The sequence below is a fragment of the Streptomyces sp. NPDC004542 genome, assembly GCF_040610035.1.
GTDB lineage: Bacteria > Actinomycetota > Actinomycetes > Streptomycetales > Streptomycetaceae > Streptomyces.
The window spans coordinates 173914-189095 of the sequence record NZ_JBEXLP010000001.1 but is presented as its reverse complement, the minus strand read 5'-3'; the positions used below and the strand labels follow the sequence as shown (position 1 = coordinate 189095).

The window sequence follows — 15182 nt, the reverse complement described above, 5'->3', positions numbered from 1 at the left end:
GAACATCCCCTCTCTCCCCGAAATGGGTGATTAATGGGATGTCGCTTGATATTGCCGTAAGCAAAGCGGTCCGGGCGTGGACAGTGGATCCACATGGACGACATGGATCGCGACCTGGACCACCGGATCCTTTCTGCACTCCACGCCCGCGGTGCCGACCCGCGGGTGGCGTCCGCCGCCCGCGGACTGTCCCTGGCCGGTGAACACGGCGCGCTGTGGCTCACGGCGGGCCTTGCCGGGGCCGCCGTGGACGGCGCCCGGCGCGGCTGCTGGCTGCGCGGCACGGCGCTCGTCGCGGGCGCGCACCTCACCAGCACGGCCGTGAAGCGGATCGTGCGCCGCGCGCGCCCCACGCACGTCCAGCCCCTGGTACGGACCGCCGGCCGGTACTCCTTCCCCAGCTCGCACGCCGCCTCCGCGGCGGCCGCCGCCGTGGCCTTCGGCACGCTCGGGATCCGCGCGGTGCCGCCGCTCGCCGCCGCCATGTGCCTGTCCCGTCTGGTCCTGGGCGTCCACCACCCCTCCGACGTGGCCGCGGGCGCCGCCCTGGGGGTGCTGACCGCACGGGCGGGAGCGCGCTGGATGAGGGGGAGCACCCGTGGCTGACACCGCGCTGCTGGAACACCGCCCGCCCGGCGGGCGGCCCCCCTCACCGCCGCGCCGCCCAGCCACCCTCCTGGGCGGCCTGCTGCGGACCACCCGCCCGAAGCAGTGGGTCAAGAACATCCTGGTCCTCGCCGCCCCGGCCGCCGCCGGGCGGCTCTTCTCCCGGGAGGCGCTGATCCAGGTCTCCCTGGTCTTCGTCCTCTTCACCGCCTGCGCCGCCGCCGTCTACCTGGTCAACGACGCCCGCGACGCCGAGGCCGACCGCGCCCACCCCACCAAGTGCCGCCGCCCCGTCGCCGCCGGCCGGGTCCCCGTGCCCGTCGCCTACGCCACCGGGGGCACCCTGGCCGTGCTCGCCCCGGCGGGTGCCGCCTGGCTGGCCTCGCCGGCCGTCGCCGCCGTGCTGACGGCCTACCTCGGCATGCAGCTGGCGTACTGCGTCACCCTCAAGCACGTGCTGGTCGTCGACCTCGCCGTGGTCACCACCGGCTTCCTGATGCGCGCGGTGATCGGCGGGGTCGCGCTCGGCATCGCGCCGTCCCGCTGGTTCCTGATCACCACCGGCTTCGGGGCGCTGTTCATGGTGTCGGCCAAGCGCTACTCCGAAGCCGTGCAGACGACCGGGCGGCCGGGTGCCACGCGCGCGCTGCTCACCGAGTACACCACCGGATACCTGCGCTTCGTCTGGCAGCTGGCGGCCGGTGTCGCCGTCCTCGCCTACTGCATGTGGGCCCTGGAGGAGGGCGGTGTGCCGCACACGAGCGTGCTGCCCTGGCGGCAGCTGTCCATGGTCGCCTTCGTCCTCGCGGTCCTCAGGTACGCGGTCTTCGCCGACCGCGGGGTCGCGGGCGAGCCGGAGGAGGTGGTCCTGCACGACCGCGCCCTGGCCCTGATCGGCGCGGTCTGGCTGGCCATGTACGGCCTGGCGGTGGCCGATTGGTGACCCCGGTGCACCGGCGCGAACTCCTCGGCTTCGCCACCGCGGGCCTCGTCGCCTACGCCGTCGACCTGGCCCTCTTCACCTGTCTGCGCGGCCCGGCCGGCTGTGATCCGCTGACCGCCAAGTCCCTCTCCTTCGCGGCCGGCTGCACGGTCGCGTACGCCGGCAACGCCCTCGGCCCCTACCGCGGCACCCGGCCCCGGGGCCTGCGCCCGTACGCCGTCTTCGTCGCCGTGAACCTCGCCGGCGCCCTCGTCCAGCTCTGCTGCCTCACCGTCAGCCACTACGGCCTCGGCCTCACCTCCCAGCGTGCCGACACCGTCTCCGGCGCCGGAATCGGCATGGCTCTGGCCACAGTCCTGCGCTTCTGGGGTACCCGGACATGGGTCTTCCGAGACGAGGGCAGAAGCGGATCATGGACTGGCTGAAGAAGCTCCCCGGCGTCGGGCCGCTGTTCGCCCGCCTGATGACCACGCACGCGTGGCGCTCGTACGAGCGCCTGGACCGGGTGAAGTGGACGCGGCTGGCCGCCGCCATGACCTTCGTCAGCTTCATCGCGCTGTTCCCGCTGCTCACCGTCTCCGCCGCGGTCGCCGCCGCCACGCTCGACCCGGCCCGGCAGCGGAACGTCGAGAAGAAGATCGCCGAGCAGTTCCCCGGCATCTCCGACCAGCTCGACATCAGCTCGCTGGTCCAGAACGCCGGCACCGTCGGCGTCATCGCGGGCGCGCTGCTGCTGCTCACCGGCATCGGCTGGGTCGGGCAGGTGCGGGACTGCCTGCGCGCGGTGTGGGAGCTGCCCGACACCGAGGAGAACCTCCTCCTGCGCAAGGCCAAGGACGCCGGGATCCTGATCGGGCTCGGCGGCGCCCTGCTGGTCACGCTCGTCGCCTCCACCGTCGCCTCCGCGGCGGTCGGCTGGGCCGCCCGGGGTCTCGGCCTCGACGAACACGGCTGGGGCAGCGCGCTGCTCCGCGTCGTCGCGTTCGCCGTCGCCGTCCTCGCCGACTTCCTGGTCCTGCTGTACGTGCTGACCCTGCTGCCCGGTGTCGAACCGCCCCGCCACCGCCTGCTCGTCGCGGCGCTCACCGGAGCGGTCGGTTTCGAACTGCTGAAGCTGCTGATCAGCGGCTACATCCAGGGAGTCGCCTCGAAGAGCATGTACGGCGCGTTCGGCGTGCCGGTCGCCCTGCTGCTGTGGATCGACTTCACCGCGAAACTGGTCCTGTTCTGCGCCTCCTGGACGGCGACGCGGAGCAGGGAGGCCGAACTCACGAACGGCCCCGCCGTCGTACGAGGTCCGGCAGCGGCCAGCGGCGGTTGACCGGGAACTTCCCGCCGGTCCCCGGTGACGCGGTGCGAAGGGGCCGGGCTCAGGGGCGGGTCCGTCGTCGTACGAGGTCCGGCACCGGCCAGCGGCGGTTGACCAGGAACGCCCCGCCGGCCAGCAGCACCAGCAGGCCTCCGGCGACCGCCCCGGCGATGCCGACGCCGCGCCGGCCACCGGACGGGCCGACGGCCACCGGCTTCGACGGCGCCCCGCCGGTGCCCGTACCGCCGGCCTGCCCGGCCGACGGGGTGGGGCCGGGCCGGGCGGTCGCCCGCGCCGCGCTCTTCGGCGGTACCAGCTCGCCCACCGGCTGGACCTTGCCGACCGCCTGGAAGCCCCAGTCGAAGAGCCGGGCGGCCTCCTTGTAGACCTCGTTGTGCTCCTGCCTCTCCGGGTTCATCACGGTGACCAGCAGGACGTGGCCGCCGCGTTCGGCGACGCCGGTGAAGGTGGCGCCCGCGTCGGTGGTGTTGCCGTTCTTCACACCCGCGATGCCCCGGTAGACCGGGACGTCGGTGTCGCCGCTGAGCAGCCGGTTGGTGTTCCGGATCTCGCCCGAGCCGAACGTCGCGGTCACGGTCGAGCAGTAGTCCCGGAAGTCCTTCTTCTGCAGTCCCGAGCGGGCGAACAGCGTCAGGTCGTACGCCGACGACACCTGCTGCGGCGCGTCGTAGCCGTCGGGGCTGACCACATGGGTGTCGAGGGCCTGCAGGTCGTCGGCGTGGGCCTGCATGTCCTCGACGGTCTGCCGGATGCCGCCGTTCATCCGGGACAGGACGTGCACCGCGTCGTTGCCGGAGCGCAGGAAGACGCCGAGCCACAGGTCGTGGACGGTGTAGGTGCGGTTCGGCTTGATCCCGACCACGCTCGAGCCGGCGCCCATGCCCGCCAGGTCGGCCGGGACCACCTTGTGCTCGGTCGTCCTCGGGAAGCGCGGCAGGACCGTGTCGGCGAAGAGCATCTTCAGCGTGCTCGCGGGAGGCAGCCGCCAGTGCGCGTTGTGCGCGGCCAGCACCTCCCCCGACTCGGCGTCGGCGACGATCCAGGAGCGCGCGGTGACGTCCTTGGGCAGCACCGGGGCCCCACTGCCCAGGTCGGCCTGCGTGCCGGGCCGGCCCAGACGGATGCCGCCGACCGTCGACATGCCCGCCGGGGGAGTGGCCGACGGGCTCGTCGAGGGGGCCGGCGCGGCGACGGCGACGGGCGTGGCGAGCGCGGCGGACAGCAGGGCGGCGGAGGTGACCAGCAGGCTCCCACCCCGGGCGCGGCGCCCGACGGACCCCGGCGATACTGAACGCATGAAGCTCAGCCGCCCGGTGTCCTGGTTCCTGCTCGCCTTCGGGGTGTGGAGCTGGGTCATCTGGGTCACTTTCGTCAAGAATCTCGTCAAGGACAGCAGCGGTCTCGCCTTCGACGACGGCCACCCGACGGCCTACTTCTGGGTGCACCTGACGCTGGCGGTCGTCTCCTTCGTATGGGGGACGGTCATCGGGGTCATCGGGTTGCGCGGTCTGCGCGCACTGCGCCGCACGTCGTAACGGAAACCGTCACAACCTAAAGCACGGGGGACACCACCACGTGGTCATCGTCTTCGCGCTCGTCGCCCTGGCGGTCCTGGCCGTCGTCGCGGTCCTGCACTGGTACGTCTGGCGCCGCCTGGTCCGCGACACGACGGCGGGCCCCGGCCCGGCACGCCGCGCGGGGACGGCCGTCTTCGTGGCCGGCCCGGTGCTGATGGCCGCCGCCCCGGTCGCCGAACGCGCCGGCGCCCCGTTCTGGCTCCAGCGCACCCTCGCCTGGCCCGGCTTCCTGTGGATGGCCCTCGCGCTCTACCTGCTGCTGGCGGTGGTGGCCGGGGAGGCGGTACGGCCCGTGCTGCGACGGCTGCCGGTGCGGCGGGGCCGTACCGCCCCGGTGCCCGTGGCCGTACCGGCCCGGGCGGCGACGGCCCCGGCGGCCGTACCCGTACCGCGGCAGCAGGCCCCGGAGGAGGCCGGGGCGCCTCCGGAGCCCGAGGGGCCCGAGGAGTCCCAGGCGCCCGGGGAGTCCCAGGCGCCCGGGGAGTCCCAGGCGCCCGACCGGGCGTCCCCGCTCGCGCCCTCCCGGCGCCTCTTCGTCTCCCGGGTGGTCGGCGGCGCCGCCGCCACCGCGGCCGTGGCCACCGTCGGCTACGGCACCTACGGCGTGCTGCGCGGTCCGAGGGTGAAGCGGGTCACCGTCCCGCTGGCCAGACTCCCGCGCGCCGCACGCGGGTTCCGGATCGCCGTGGTCAGCGACATCCACCTCGGTCCCGTTCTCGGCCGGGACTTCGCGCGGAAGGTCGTCGACACCGTCAACGGCACCCAGCCCGACCTCATCGCGGTCGTGGGGGACCTGGTGGACGGCAGCGTCAAGGACCTGGGTCCGGCCGCGGCGCCGCTGGCGGGGCTGCGGGCTCGGCACGGGGCGTACTTCGTCACCGGCAACCACGAGTACTTCTCCGGCGCCCGGCAGTGGGTGGAGGAGGTGCGGGAGCTGGGGATGCACCCGCTGGAGAACGCCCGTACCGAACTGCCGTACTTCGACCTCGCCGGTGTCAACGACCTCCAGGGCGAGAGCGAGGGGCAGGGCCCCGACTTCGGCAGGGCGCTCGGCGACCGGGACACGGCACGCGCGTGCGTGCTGCTCGCCCACCAGCCGGTGCAGATCCACGAGGCCGTCCGGTACGGCGTCGACCTGCAGCTCTCCGGCCACACCCACGGCGGCCAGCTCTGGCCGGGCAGCCTCGTCGCGGCGGCCGCCAACCCGACCGTCGCGGGACTGGAGCGCTACGGCGACACCCAGCTGTACGTCAGCCGGGGCGCGGGGGCGTGGGGTCCGCCCACCCGGGTGGGCGCCCCCTCGGACATCACCGTGATCGAACTGACGACCCTTTGAACAAGCCGTGAGGGAACTGGGGGATCCGGAGGCCGCACCGCCCGGGTAAGTTCTTTCTCATCTCGGCAGACCGCCCTTCCCCCGGCTCAAACCCGTGTGATTAGGTGAGCCGCGCCACTAGGGGGTGGCGGGTGTGCGCAGGGCCTGGGCAGGGCTCGGGCAGGGCCTGGGGAGGGCACGACCGTGCGATCGGTTCGCATGCGGATTCTTGCGGGTTTTCTCGTTCTGGCAGCCGTGGGGATCGGCGGCTGGCAACTGCTTCCGTCACAGGAGGACAAGGACAAGACCATCACGGTCGGCACGACGGACGCCGTCACGTCGCTCGACCCGGCCGGCGCCTACGACGCGGGCTCCTGGGCGTTGTTCGGCAACGTTTTCCAGTCGCTGATGACCTTCGATCCGGACGGTGTCACGCCGGTGCCGGACGCGGCCAGGAGCTGCGTGTTCGTCGGCAGCGGGCTGACGGCCTACCGGTGTGAACTGCGGTCCGGGATCACCTTCCCGAGCGGCCGGGCGATGACCGCGGAGGACGTGAAGTACTCCTTCGACCGGGTCAAGAAGATCAACTCCGAGGTCGGCCCGGCGTCCCTGTTCGCCACCCTCGGCTCGGTGACCGCCGAGGGCGACACCGTCACCTTCCACCTCTCGTCCCCGGACGCCACCTTCCCGTACAAGGTGGCCACCGGCGCCGGTTCGATCGTCGACCGGGACAAGTACCCGGCGGACGGCCTGCGGACCGGCAACGGGGTCGACGGCACCGGCCCGTACCGGCTCACCGGGTACACCAAGGACAAGCTGGCCACCCTGGAGCCGAACTCCTCCTACAAGGGCGACGTGAACGGCACCGGCCGCCCCGTCGAGCTGCGCTACTACGGCGACTCGGACAAGCTGAACGCCGCCTGGAAGGCCGGGCGGATCGACGTGGCCACCCGCACGCTGCCGCCGGGCGTCCTGTCCGGCCTGTCCGCGAGCGACCCGGGCCGGCGCGTCACGGAGTCCGACAGCTCCGAGACCCGCAACCTCTACCTCAACACCCGCGCGAGCTCGCCGCTGCACGACGTCCGCGTCCGGCGGGCCCTGGCCTGGCTGGTCAACCGGCAGCAGTTGGCCGCGACCGTGTACCACGGCACCGTGGAACCGCTGTACTCGCTGATCCCGGCCGGGCTCACCGGCCACACCACGTCGTTCTTCGACGACTACCCCGAGCAGAGCACCCAGAAGGCGAGGCAGCTGCTCACCGAGGCCGGGATCACCACCCCGGTGCACTTCACCTTCGGCTACGGCAAGGGCCGCGGCGCCTCCGCCGAGGAGGCCGCGGAGCTGAAGAAACAGCTCGAGGCCGGCGGCCTGTTCAAGGTGGACCTCAAGGGCTACGAGTGGACCGCCTTCCAGAAGCTGTGGGCGGGCGGCAAGCTGGACGCCTGGGCGGTCGGCTGGGTCGCCGACTACCCCGACCCGGACACCTTCGGCGCCTCGCTCGTCGGCACCGGCTCCACGATGAGCACCGGCTACAGCAACAAGCTCGTCGACAACCTCATCCAGGACAGCCAGCGGTACGCCGACCGCCGCCGGGTCGCCCAGGACTTCCGCACCCTGCAGCAGGACGTGGCCGAGGACGTGCCCCTCATCCCGCTGTGGCAGCGCAAGGAGTACGTCGTCAGCAGTGAGGACGTCGGCGGCGGGCAGTACCTCGTCGACGGCACCGGCCTGTTCCGCCTGTGGCGTCTGGAGTGGATCTGAGGCGGGCGGTTCAGGGCCGTACGGGCGGGCGTTCGGGCAGGGTCACCGTCACCGCGAGCCCCTTCCCGGGCGCCGTCCGCACCGCCACCGCGCCGCCGTGCGCGGACCGGAGGGCCCAGGGCGTGCCGCCCGTCCCGCTGTGGCGGCGCGTGGCTGTCGCGGTCGTGGTGTCCGGGGCGGTCCGAGGCGGGCGGTTCAGGGCCGTACGGGCGGGCGCTCGGGGATGACGTCGGCGGGCCGCGTGCGGCGCAGCACCGCGCGGATCCGGGCGACGACGACGTCGAGGTCGAACGGCTTGGTGATGTAGTCGTCGCCGAAGCCGAGGGCGCCGACCACCTCGGCGGGGGAGTCGCGCGCGGTGAGGAAGACCAGCGCCGGTTCCGGCTGCCGGGCGCGCAGTTCGCGGCCCAGGGCGCGGCCGTCCCCGTCCGGCAGCATGACGTCGGGCAGGGCGGCGTCGAGCAGGGCGCCGTCGGGCCGGTTGCGTTCGGCGAGCGCACGGTGCCCGCGGTCATCACCTCGAAGCGGTGGTAGCGCAGGGCGATGGAGAGGACGTCCGCGATACTCTCCTCGTCCTCCACGACCAGCACGGTTCCTGGAGCCGTCATGTCCCCGGTATCGGCGGGGCCGCCGGTGCCGGGGGCGGATCGTGCTTTGGAGTTCCTTGAGAGTCATGCGCGTCACGTGTCCCCGCGGGTGTGCCGATGCCGATCCTGGAGCCAGGACCTGGGGGACCGACCGAAGAAGTGAAGATCTTTTCAAGGAGCGTTGAGCGTGACGGCATGGGCACGGTGGTGCTATCGGCACCGGCTGGTGGTCCTGGTGTTGTGGGTGGGGGCGCTGTTCGGCCTGGGCTTCGCGGCCTCGGCGGCGGGTACGGACTACGCGAACGTCTTCTCCCTCCCGAACACGGACTCCAAGCGGGCGTACGACCTGATGGAGAAGGCCTTCCCGGACAGCGCGGGCGACACCGACACGGTGGTGTGGAAGACCGACGGCGGATCGGTGCGTGACGCGTCCGTGCAGTCCCGCGTCCAGCCCGCGCTGGACGAGATCGCGAGGATGAAGGGCGTCGGCGAGGTCACCGGCCCCTACGACGGTGCCCGGGGGGCGGCGCAGATCAGCCGGGACGGGCGGATCGCCTACGCCCGGATCACGTTCGCCGAGCAGGCGAACGCCGTACCCAAGGACCTGGTCCAGAAGGTCCTCGACACCGCGCGGGGCGCCGAACGCGGCGGTCTCGAAGTCGAGTTGGGCGGCCAGGCCGTCCAGCGGGTGCAGCAGCCGCCGCAGGGGCTGGCGGAGTCGGTCGGTCTCCTCGCCGCGGCCGTCGTGCTGTTCCTGGCCTTCGGCTCGCTCCTCGCGATGCTGCTGCCGATCGGCATCGCGGTCTTCGGCGTCGGCATGGGCCTGTTCGGCGTCCAGCTGCTCAGCCACACCACCGACATCCCCGACCTGGCGCCGCTGCTGTCCTCCCTGATCGGCCTCGGCGTCGGCATCGACTACGCGCTGTTCATCGTCACCCGGCACCGGCGCGGCATCCTGCGGGGCATGGACCCCGAGGAGTCGGCGGTCATCGCCCTCAACACCTCCGGCCGGGCGGTGCTGTTCGCCGGCGGCACGGTGTGCATCGCGCTGGCCGGCATGCTGGTGACGAACCTGCGCTTCCTGGACGGCGTGGTCATCGGCACCTCGCTCACGGTCGTGCTCAGCGTCCTCGCGGCCACCACCCTCCTCCCGGCCCTGCTGGGCTTCCTCGGCCCGCGCGTGCTCAGCCGCCGCCAGCGCCGCCGCCTGGCCGAACACGGCCCCGAGCAGGAGCGGGCGAGCGGTCTCGCGGCACGCTGGTCGGCGGGCGTCCAGAAGCGCCCCCGTACGACCGCCGTGCTCGCCCTCGTCGTCATGGCCGTGCTGGCCCTGCCGGTGCTGTCCCTGCGCCTCGGGGCGACGGACCAGGGCAACGACGACGCGTCCACCACGACCCGCAAGGCCTACGACCTGCTCGCCGAGGGCTTCGGCCCCGGCTTCAACGGCCCGTTGCAGGTGGTCGTCGCGGGCGGTGACACGGACGCCCTGGTGAAGGACATCCGGGCGACCGAGGGGGTCGCCCAGGCCGGCGCGGTGCCCGCGCGCGGCGGCGTCACGGTGGTGCAGGTGATCCCGAAGAGCTCACCGCAGTCGAAGGAGACCGACGACCTGATCGACACCCTGCGGGACGAGGTGATCCCCGAGGCGGGGGTGCGGGCCCACGTCGGCGGGGTCACCGCGGTCTCCAAGGACTTCGCGTCCGTCACCGGCGACCGCCTCCCCTACTTCATCGCCACGATCATCGGCCTCGGCTTCCTGCTCCTGCTGATCGCGTTCCGGTCCCTGCTGGTGCCGCTGACGGCCGCGGTGATGAACCTGATCGCGGCGGCGGCCTCCTTCGGCGTCCTCGTCGCGATCTTCCAGTGGGGCTGGGGCCTGGACCTGCTCGGCCTCGGCAAGGAGGGCCCGATCAACGCCTTCCTGCCGGTCATCATGCTGTCCCTGCTCTTCGGCCTGTCCATGGACTACCAGGTGTTCCTGGTCAGCCGGATGCACGAGGAGTGGGTGCACACGAAGGACAACGCCCGCGCGGTCCGCGTCGGCCTCACCGAGACCAGCCGGGTGATCAACTCCGCGGCCCTGATCATGGTGTGTGTCTTCATGGCCTTCGTCCTCAGCGGCGACTCGGGCGCGTCCATGGCGGGCGTGGGCCTGGCGGCGGCGGTCGCGCTCGACGCGTTCGTCCTGCGTACGGCACTGGTGCCGGCCGTGATGCACCTGATGGGGAAGGCCAACTGGTGGCTTCCCACGTGGCTGGAGAAGCGGCTGCCGCACCTCGCGGTGGAGCCGAAGGAGGAGGAAGCCCAGGCCGTACCCGCCGGGGGCGCGGAGGGCGCCGCCTCGGTGGTCCACGGCTACGTCCGCACGGCCGACGGCGAGCCGGTGGGGGGCGCCGCGGTGACCCTGCTGTCCAAGGGCGGGCGCCGGCTGGACCGGGTGACGTCCCTGGCGGACGGCTCGTACATCGTGTCGGTGCCGGGACCGGGCTCGTACCTGCTCGCGGTCACGGCCGGGGCGCACGGCGCCAAGGCACGGCACGTGGTCGTGGGGGACGGGCCGCTGGTGTACGACGTCGAGGTGGCGGAGGGGGAGGTGGACGCGGTCAGTTAGCTTTCCTCTGCCCGGCCTTGAGGATCTGGTCGACGTCGAGGGTGACCTTGGCGCCGATGGAGTCGGGCAGGGTGACGAGCTCGCCGGGGGCATGCGGCCGGTGGTACTGGTAGGTGCCCCCGGCCGGTTCCGCGAGCACGTGGAGACGCTGGTGCTTGCGGTCCACGACGACGTAGACCGGCACCTCGGCCTCCGCGTAGGCGGCGACCTTCGTCTTGAGGTCGTCCTTCCAGTTTCCGGAGGTGACCTCCAGGACGAGACGGAAGCACACCGGGTCGTACGCGTTGTTGTCGACGTAGTGGTCGTCGATGTCGGCGTCGACCACCACGAGGTCGGGGATGGCGTAGTCCTCGGCGCCGGTGGGCAGCCAGAGGCCGACGTTCTGGAGGACCTCGGTCTCGTCGTCGTCGAGTCCCGCCGCGATGAAGGGACGCATGAGCTTCGTCAGCGCGCGGGCGTGGGGGGCATCCGGGGATGGGGTCACGATGAGGTGGCCTCCGATGATCTCGACGCGGTAGCCCGGATGGCGCTCCATGATCTCGTCGGCGAGGGCCGTGAGCGAGAACGGCTCGTCGTCGAAGGGCTGCTCGACGGATGCAGCGGACATCGCGTGCCTCCTAGGGGCTGGTGTCGAGAACATCATCGTAGGCAGGCCGGGCGCCGGATGTCCCCTTCGCGACCGGTCACCCGGAAGTGATCACCCGTCCTGCCGCCCCCGCCCCGCCGGATCCGGCAGCGCCCTCGTCATCCCCGGCAGGAAGTCCGTGAACAGCTCGTGCACCTCCCGCAGCAGCGGCCGCAGCACCCGGAACCGCGCCAGGTACACGCCCCGCGCGGTGAGCCGCGCGCCCCGCTCGGCGAGCCGGTAGCTCCGCTCGCGTCCCTCGGTCCGGTCGAAGACCCAGTACAGGACGAGCCCCATCTGTGAGAGCCACATCAACTCGGGCAGGATGTCCCGCAGTTCCTCGGGCACCTTGGTCTTCGTGCCCGCCAGCACCTCCCGGTGGACGCTGATGGCCTCCAGACGGGCGTGCTCCGACTCGGGGGAGAAGGGGCTGAGCGGGCTGTCGGGGTCGGCGGCGTTCTTGAAGAACTGCACCGCGAACTCGTGGTACGGCGTGGCGATGTCCAGCCAGGCCCGCAGCACGCCCGCGAGCCGGGCCTCGAGGTCGGTCTCCCGGTCCAGGACCTCCCGGACCGCCACCTGGTGCTCGGCGGCGATCCGGTCGTAGAAGCCCTGGATCAGGTGCTCCTTGCCGGCGAAGTAGTAGTACGCGTTGCCGACGGAGACGCCGGCCTCCTTGGCGATGGCCCGCATGGTCGTCTTGTCGTAGCCGCGCTCCTGGAACAGCCGCATCGCCGTCTGAAGGATCAGCGCGCGGGTCTGCTCGGACTTGCTGGCTTCGTTCTTCGCGGACACGGACCCGAGCCTAACGACTGCCGCAGGTACCGCCGTCACAGCCCGGCGGGGCATAGCTCCAGCCCTGACTCGGGCGGTACGCCCACCCGCCGCCCGAGCCCCGCCCCTCAACGAGGCGCTGCGCGCCGCCCCCGTTGACTGCCGCCCTTCGGTACGCCTTCCCGCCCCACTGCGCGCCCCGCCACCGCGCCGCCGCCAGCACCGCGCCCTTGGCCAGCGCCGCGCCGGCCGGCGTGCTGAGCCGGTGGGCGAGCGGGCGGTGCTCGCGCAGGGCCCACAGGACGACGACCCAGGCGGTCGCGCCGCGGTAGACCTGCCCGGCGTCCCCCACCACGGTGATCTCGTCCAGGGTCCCGCCGTGATCCAGCGAGGGGAACCGGGCCCGCGCCTCGTCGGACCCCGCCGGGACCAGTTCCAGCGGTACCAGCTGCCGCTGCCGTACGAGCCAGTCCCGTACGAAGGCGCACAGGGCGCAGTCGGCGTCGTACAGCACGGTCAGCCCGCGGACCGGGACACGCACGGCGCCCCGGTCCCCGGTGTCCGCCACCGCGCTCACGCCCCGGCCGACGGCGCGGTCCAGCCCTGCGGGGCGACGGGCGGGATCTGCTCCCGCTCCATGACGCCGCGCCGGCGGATCCGGTTCAGCACGTACACGTTGCCCAGGTGCATCACCCCGAGCACCAGCAGCACCACGCCCAGCTTGGTCGACAGCGCCTCGAAGATCCCGCGGGTGTCCTCGATGGCTTCGTCGCCGCTCAGGTAGAGCGCCACGAAGCCGAGGTTGACCAGGTAGAAGCCGACCACCAGGAGGTGGTTGACGGCGTCGGCGAGCTTCTCGTTCCCCTGCAGCACGTCCGCGAGGAACACCCGGCCGTTGTGGCTGAGCGTCCGGGCCACCCAGATGGTCAGCGCGATGCTGACCACCAGGTAGATGACGTAGGCGATGACCGTGCGGTCCATGCCCCCACCCCTTCTCGACACTTCTTGAACACGTTCAAAACGCTGACAGCAGTGACTGTAGACCTGTTTTTGAACATGTTCAACTCATGTCTTCAGGACCGCCGGGCCAGCTCCGGCCGCTTGGTGTAGTCCGTGAACCCGAAGACGTTCCCCCACGGGTCGGCGAACTCCACGGTCCGCCCCGTGGCCGTGGAGAGGGGCTCGTCGAGCGGCTCGATCCCGGCGTCGGCGAGCCTGCGGAGTGCCGTGCGCGCGTCCGGCACCTCCAGCCACAGCCGGGCCGAGGGCCAGGCCGGCGGCCGGTGCCCGAGCCCGTGCTCCACCCGCAGCAGGATCCCGGGCGTCTCGCCCCCGACCTTCAGCAGGACGATCCCGGCCTCGTCGAACCGGAACCCCACGACGAAGCCGGCCCGCTCGTAGAACTCCACGGCCTCACCGAGGTCCCCGACGGGCAGCAGCACGTTGTCGAAGCCGAGCAGTTCGTAGGACTCTTCATCTGACATGCCATCACATTAGGTGCCCCGCGGCGGCTACCGGCGGGGGCTGACCGTGGGGTCACTCGCCCGGAGGCGGGGACGGCCGAACCGGATCAAGGGCACCCCGGTAGGAGCCTGGCCGCATTTCTCCTGCAAGATGGCCTGCACTCATCTCGTATGTAGATCATCAGATCGCCTGGCCCCGGGAGAATCAGCCGTGTCCGAACAGCCGCAGCAGCCGCAGCAGCCGCCCCAGCCCCCGCAGCCCGGCTACGGGTACCCCACGGCCGGCAGCCCCGGCCCGTACGGCTACCCCCAGCCCGGCGGCTACCCCGCCCCCGGTTACGTGCCTCCCGGCACCTTCACCGGCGACCCCAACGCCCCCTACGGCTACGACCCTTACGGCCGTCCCTACTCAGACAAGTCGAAGATCGTCGCCGGTATCCTCCAGCTCGTCCTGGGCAGCCTCGGCGTCGGCCGGTTCTACATAGGCAACGTCGGCATCGGCCTCGCCCAGCTCTTCACCTGCGGAGGCCTCGGCTTCTGGGCGCTGATCGACGGCATCATCCTGCTGACCAGCAACGACAAGACCGACGCCGACGGGCGGATCCTGCGTGGCTGACGCGTTGCGCCGCTCCGTCCGGGAGCGCGCGGCCGTGCTGCGGCACCCGGCGGCGGCCCCCCTCGCGGTGCTCGCCGCCGGCGCGGCCGGCTCCGCCTACCTCTACGTCACCGACCCGCACCAGCCCGGCCACGTCCTCCCCCGGTGCCCGTTCCGCCTCGTCACCGGCCTGCTCTGCCCCGCCTGCGGCGGCACCCGCATGGCGTACGACGTGATGCACGGCCACGTCGCGCAGGCCTGGCTGGACAACCGCGTCCTGCTGCTCGCCTCGCCGTACGCGCTCACGCTCCTGGCCCGCTGGAGCTGGGAGGGCCTGCACGGCCGCACCTGGCATCCGCGCCTCGGCCCGAGGGCCCTGGCGGCCGTCCTCGGTATCGCCGTGACGTGGACGGTGGCCAGGAACATCGCCTGAAAATGACCGAACTTGATCACGAATTAGGAACAGTGGATCATCTCCACTCCCTTTCTCCCCTCTGTCCTCTTTAAGCTCGCAGTTCACAGGGGGGATGTCCTGGCACGGCCGCAGCCGTGCGCGGACGTCGGTCGACGTCGGTCGACGCAGGTGTTCTTCTCGTCGCATGCCTCCTGGACCTCCCGTTCCGGAACAGGCCGCCCCGGCCTCCCGCAGTCACCCCAGGAGCAGCGCTCATGACCGTCCCCACCCCGCAGGCCCCCTACGGCGTCGACCCGCTGGGGCGCCCGTACTCCGACAAGTCCAAGATCGTCGCCGGTATCCTCCAGATTTTCCTGGGCTCCCTCGGCATCGGACGCTTCTACGTCGGCTCCGTCGGCGTGGGCCTCGCCCAGCTCTTCACCTGCGGCGGCCTCGGGCTCTGGGCGCTGATCGACGGCATCCTGTTCCTCACGAGCAACGACCGCACGGACAAGCAGGGCCGCATCCTGCGCGGCTGACCCCGACACGCATACGGCGAGGGCCCCCGCTCACAGGGGACAACCTGCAAGCGGGACAACCT

The 15182-nt window shown here is 72.1% G+C and carries 17 protein-coding genes and 1 pseudogene; 11 read left to right on the top strand and 7 right to left on the bottom strand.

The features are described 5' to 3' along the window. Window positions 1–93: 93 nt before the first annotated feature. Genes ABZX30_RS00920 through ABZX30_RS00905 form a run of 4 tightly spaced genes read left to right on the top strand, consistent with a single transcriptional unit; the run spans window position 94 to window position 2870 of the window. Complete coding sequence (locus tag ABZX30_RS00920) at window positions 94–606, top strand: phosphatase PAP2 family protein (RefSeq protein ID WP_355927105.1); 513 nt, start codon at window positions 94–96, stop codon at window positions 604–606. Next, window positions 599–1549, top strand: a complete 951-nt coding sequence (locus ABZX30_RS00915; RefSeq protein WP_355927104.1) for a decaprenyl-phosphate phosphoribosyltransferase — start codon at window positions 599–601, stop codon at window positions 1547–1549. The genes ABZX30_RS00920 and ABZX30_RS00915 overlap by 8 nt, the downstream gene beginning before the upstream one ends. Beyond that, window positions 1546–1974, top strand: coding sequence for a GtrA family protein (locus ABZX30_RS00910; RefSeq protein ID WP_355927102.1), 429 nt, complete (start codon window positions 1546–1548; stop codon window positions 1972–1974). Before ABZX30_RS00915 ends, ABZX30_RS00910 begins: the two co-directional genes overlap by 4 nt. Beyond that, window positions 1962–2870, top strand: a complete 909-nt coding sequence (locus ABZX30_RS00905; protein ID WP_355927100.1) for a YihY/virulence factor BrkB family protein — start codon at window positions 1962–1964, stop codon at window positions 2868–2870. The genes ABZX30_RS00910 and ABZX30_RS00905 overlap by 13 nt, the downstream gene beginning before the upstream one ends. Window positions 2871–2919: 49 nt before the next feature. Here the strand turns inward: ABZX30_RS00905 and ABZX30_RS00900 are convergent, their stop codons facing one another. Beyond that, on the bottom strand, window positions 2920–4176 hold the full coding sequence (locus ABZX30_RS00900) for a D-alanyl-D-alanine carboxypeptidase (protein ID WP_355927098.1): 1257 nt from the start codon (window positions 4174–4176) through the stop codon (window positions 2920–2922). Here ABZX30_RS00900 and ABZX30_RS00895 point away from each other — a divergent pair. The 3 genes from ABZX30_RS00895 (at window position 4175) to ABZX30_RS00885 (ending at window position 7532) form a co-directional block, all read left to right on the top strand. Then, window positions 4175–4414, top strand: coding sequence for a hypothetical protein (locus ABZX30_RS00895; RefSeq protein WP_355927095.1), 240 nt, complete (start codon window positions 4175–4177; stop codon window positions 4412–4414). The two genes, ABZX30_RS00900 and ABZX30_RS00895, sit on opposite strands and share 2 nt — an antisense overlap. Window positions 4415–4454: 40 nt before the next feature. Next, window positions 4455–5792 carry a metallophosphoesterase gene (locus tag ABZX30_RS00890; protein WP_355927093.1) on the top strand — a complete coding sequence of 446 codons (1338 nt, stop codon included), beginning with the start codon at window positions 4455–4457 and terminating at the stop codon, window positions 5790–5792. 198 nt (window positions 5793–5990) lie between these two features. After that, a complete protein-coding gene (locus ABZX30_RS00885; RefSeq protein ID WP_355927092.1) occupies window positions 5991–7532 on the top strand; it encodes an ABC transporter substrate-binding protein in 1542 nt (513 codons plus the stop codon). A gap of 201 nt (window positions 7533–7733) precedes the next feature. On the opposite strand, the pseudogene ABZX30_RS00880 reads toward ABZX30_RS00885, so the two are convergent. Further along, a pseudogene (locus ABZX30_RS00880) lies at window positions 7734–8122 on the bottom strand (response regulator); the annotation flags it as partial. 184 nt (window positions 8123–8306) lie between these two features. On the opposite strand from ABZX30_RS00880, the gene ABZX30_RS00875 reads away from it, so the two are divergent. Further along, entirely contained in the window at window positions 8307–10730 is a 2424-nt protein-coding gene (locus ABZX30_RS00875) for an MMPL family transporter (protein WP_355927089.1), read from the top strand. Here ABZX30_RS00875 and ABZX30_RS00870 read toward each other — a convergent pair. From ABZX30_RS00870 to ABZX30_RS00850, 5 genes are all read right to left on the bottom strand, one after another. Further along, on the bottom strand, window positions 10723–11337 hold the full coding sequence (locus ABZX30_RS00870) for a Uma2 family endonuclease (protein WP_355927087.1): 615 nt from the start codon (window positions 11335–11337) through the stop codon (window positions 10723–10725). The two genes, ABZX30_RS00875 and ABZX30_RS00870, sit on opposite strands and share 8 nt — an antisense overlap. 90 nt (window positions 11338–11427) lie before the next feature. Further along, window positions 11428–12150 (bottom strand): TetR family transcriptional regulator, encoded by a 723-nt coding sequence (locus tag ABZX30_RS00865; protein WP_355927085.1) that lies wholly within the window; start codon window positions 12148–12150, stop codon window positions 11428–11430. A gap of 10 nt (window positions 12151–12160) precedes the next feature. Next, window positions 12161–12670, bottom strand: coding sequence for a DCC1-like thiol-disulfide oxidoreductase family protein (locus ABZX30_RS00860; RefSeq protein WP_355927083.1), 510 nt, complete (start codon window positions 12668–12670; stop codon window positions 12161–12163). 32 nt (window positions 12671–12702) lie between these two features. Continuing rightward, window positions 12703–13110 (bottom strand): hypothetical protein, encoded by a 408-nt coding sequence (locus ABZX30_RS00855; RefSeq protein WP_355927080.1) that lies wholly within the window; start codon window positions 13108–13110, stop codon window positions 12703–12705. A 92-nt stretch (window positions 13111–13202) separates the two neighbouring features. Next, window positions 13203–13613, bottom strand: a complete 411-nt coding sequence (locus ABZX30_RS00850) for a VOC family protein (RefSeq protein ID WP_355927079.1) — start codon at window positions 13611–13613, stop codon at window positions 13203–13205. 190 nt (window positions 13614–13803) lie between these two features. Between ABZX30_RS00850 and ABZX30_RS00845 the strand changes: the two genes are divergently transcribed. The 3 genes from ABZX30_RS00845 to ABZX30_RS00835 all read left to right on the top strand — a co-directional run bounded on the left by ABZX30_RS00845 (window position 13804) and on the right by ABZX30_RS00835 (window position 15120). Continuing rightward, complete coding sequence (locus tag ABZX30_RS00845; RefSeq protein WP_355927076.1) at window positions 13804–14208, top strand: TM2 domain-containing protein; 405 nt, start codon at window positions 13804–13806, stop codon at window positions 14206–14208. Continuing rightward, window positions 14201–14620: a DUF2752 domain-containing protein gene (locus tag ABZX30_RS00840; RefSeq protein ID WP_355927074.1), complete on the top strand. Its 420-nt coding sequence runs from the start codon at window positions 14201–14203 to the stop codon at window positions 14618–14620. Before ABZX30_RS00845 ends, ABZX30_RS00840 begins: the two co-directional genes overlap by 8 nt. 236 nt (window positions 14621–14856) lie before the next feature. Further along, window positions 14857–15120 carry a TM2 domain-containing protein gene (locus tag ABZX30_RS00835; protein WP_355927071.1) on the top strand — a complete coding sequence of 88 codons (264 nt, stop codon included), beginning with the start codon at window positions 14857–14859 and terminating at the stop codon, window positions 15118–15120. Window positions 15121–15182 lie beyond the last annotated feature (62 nt).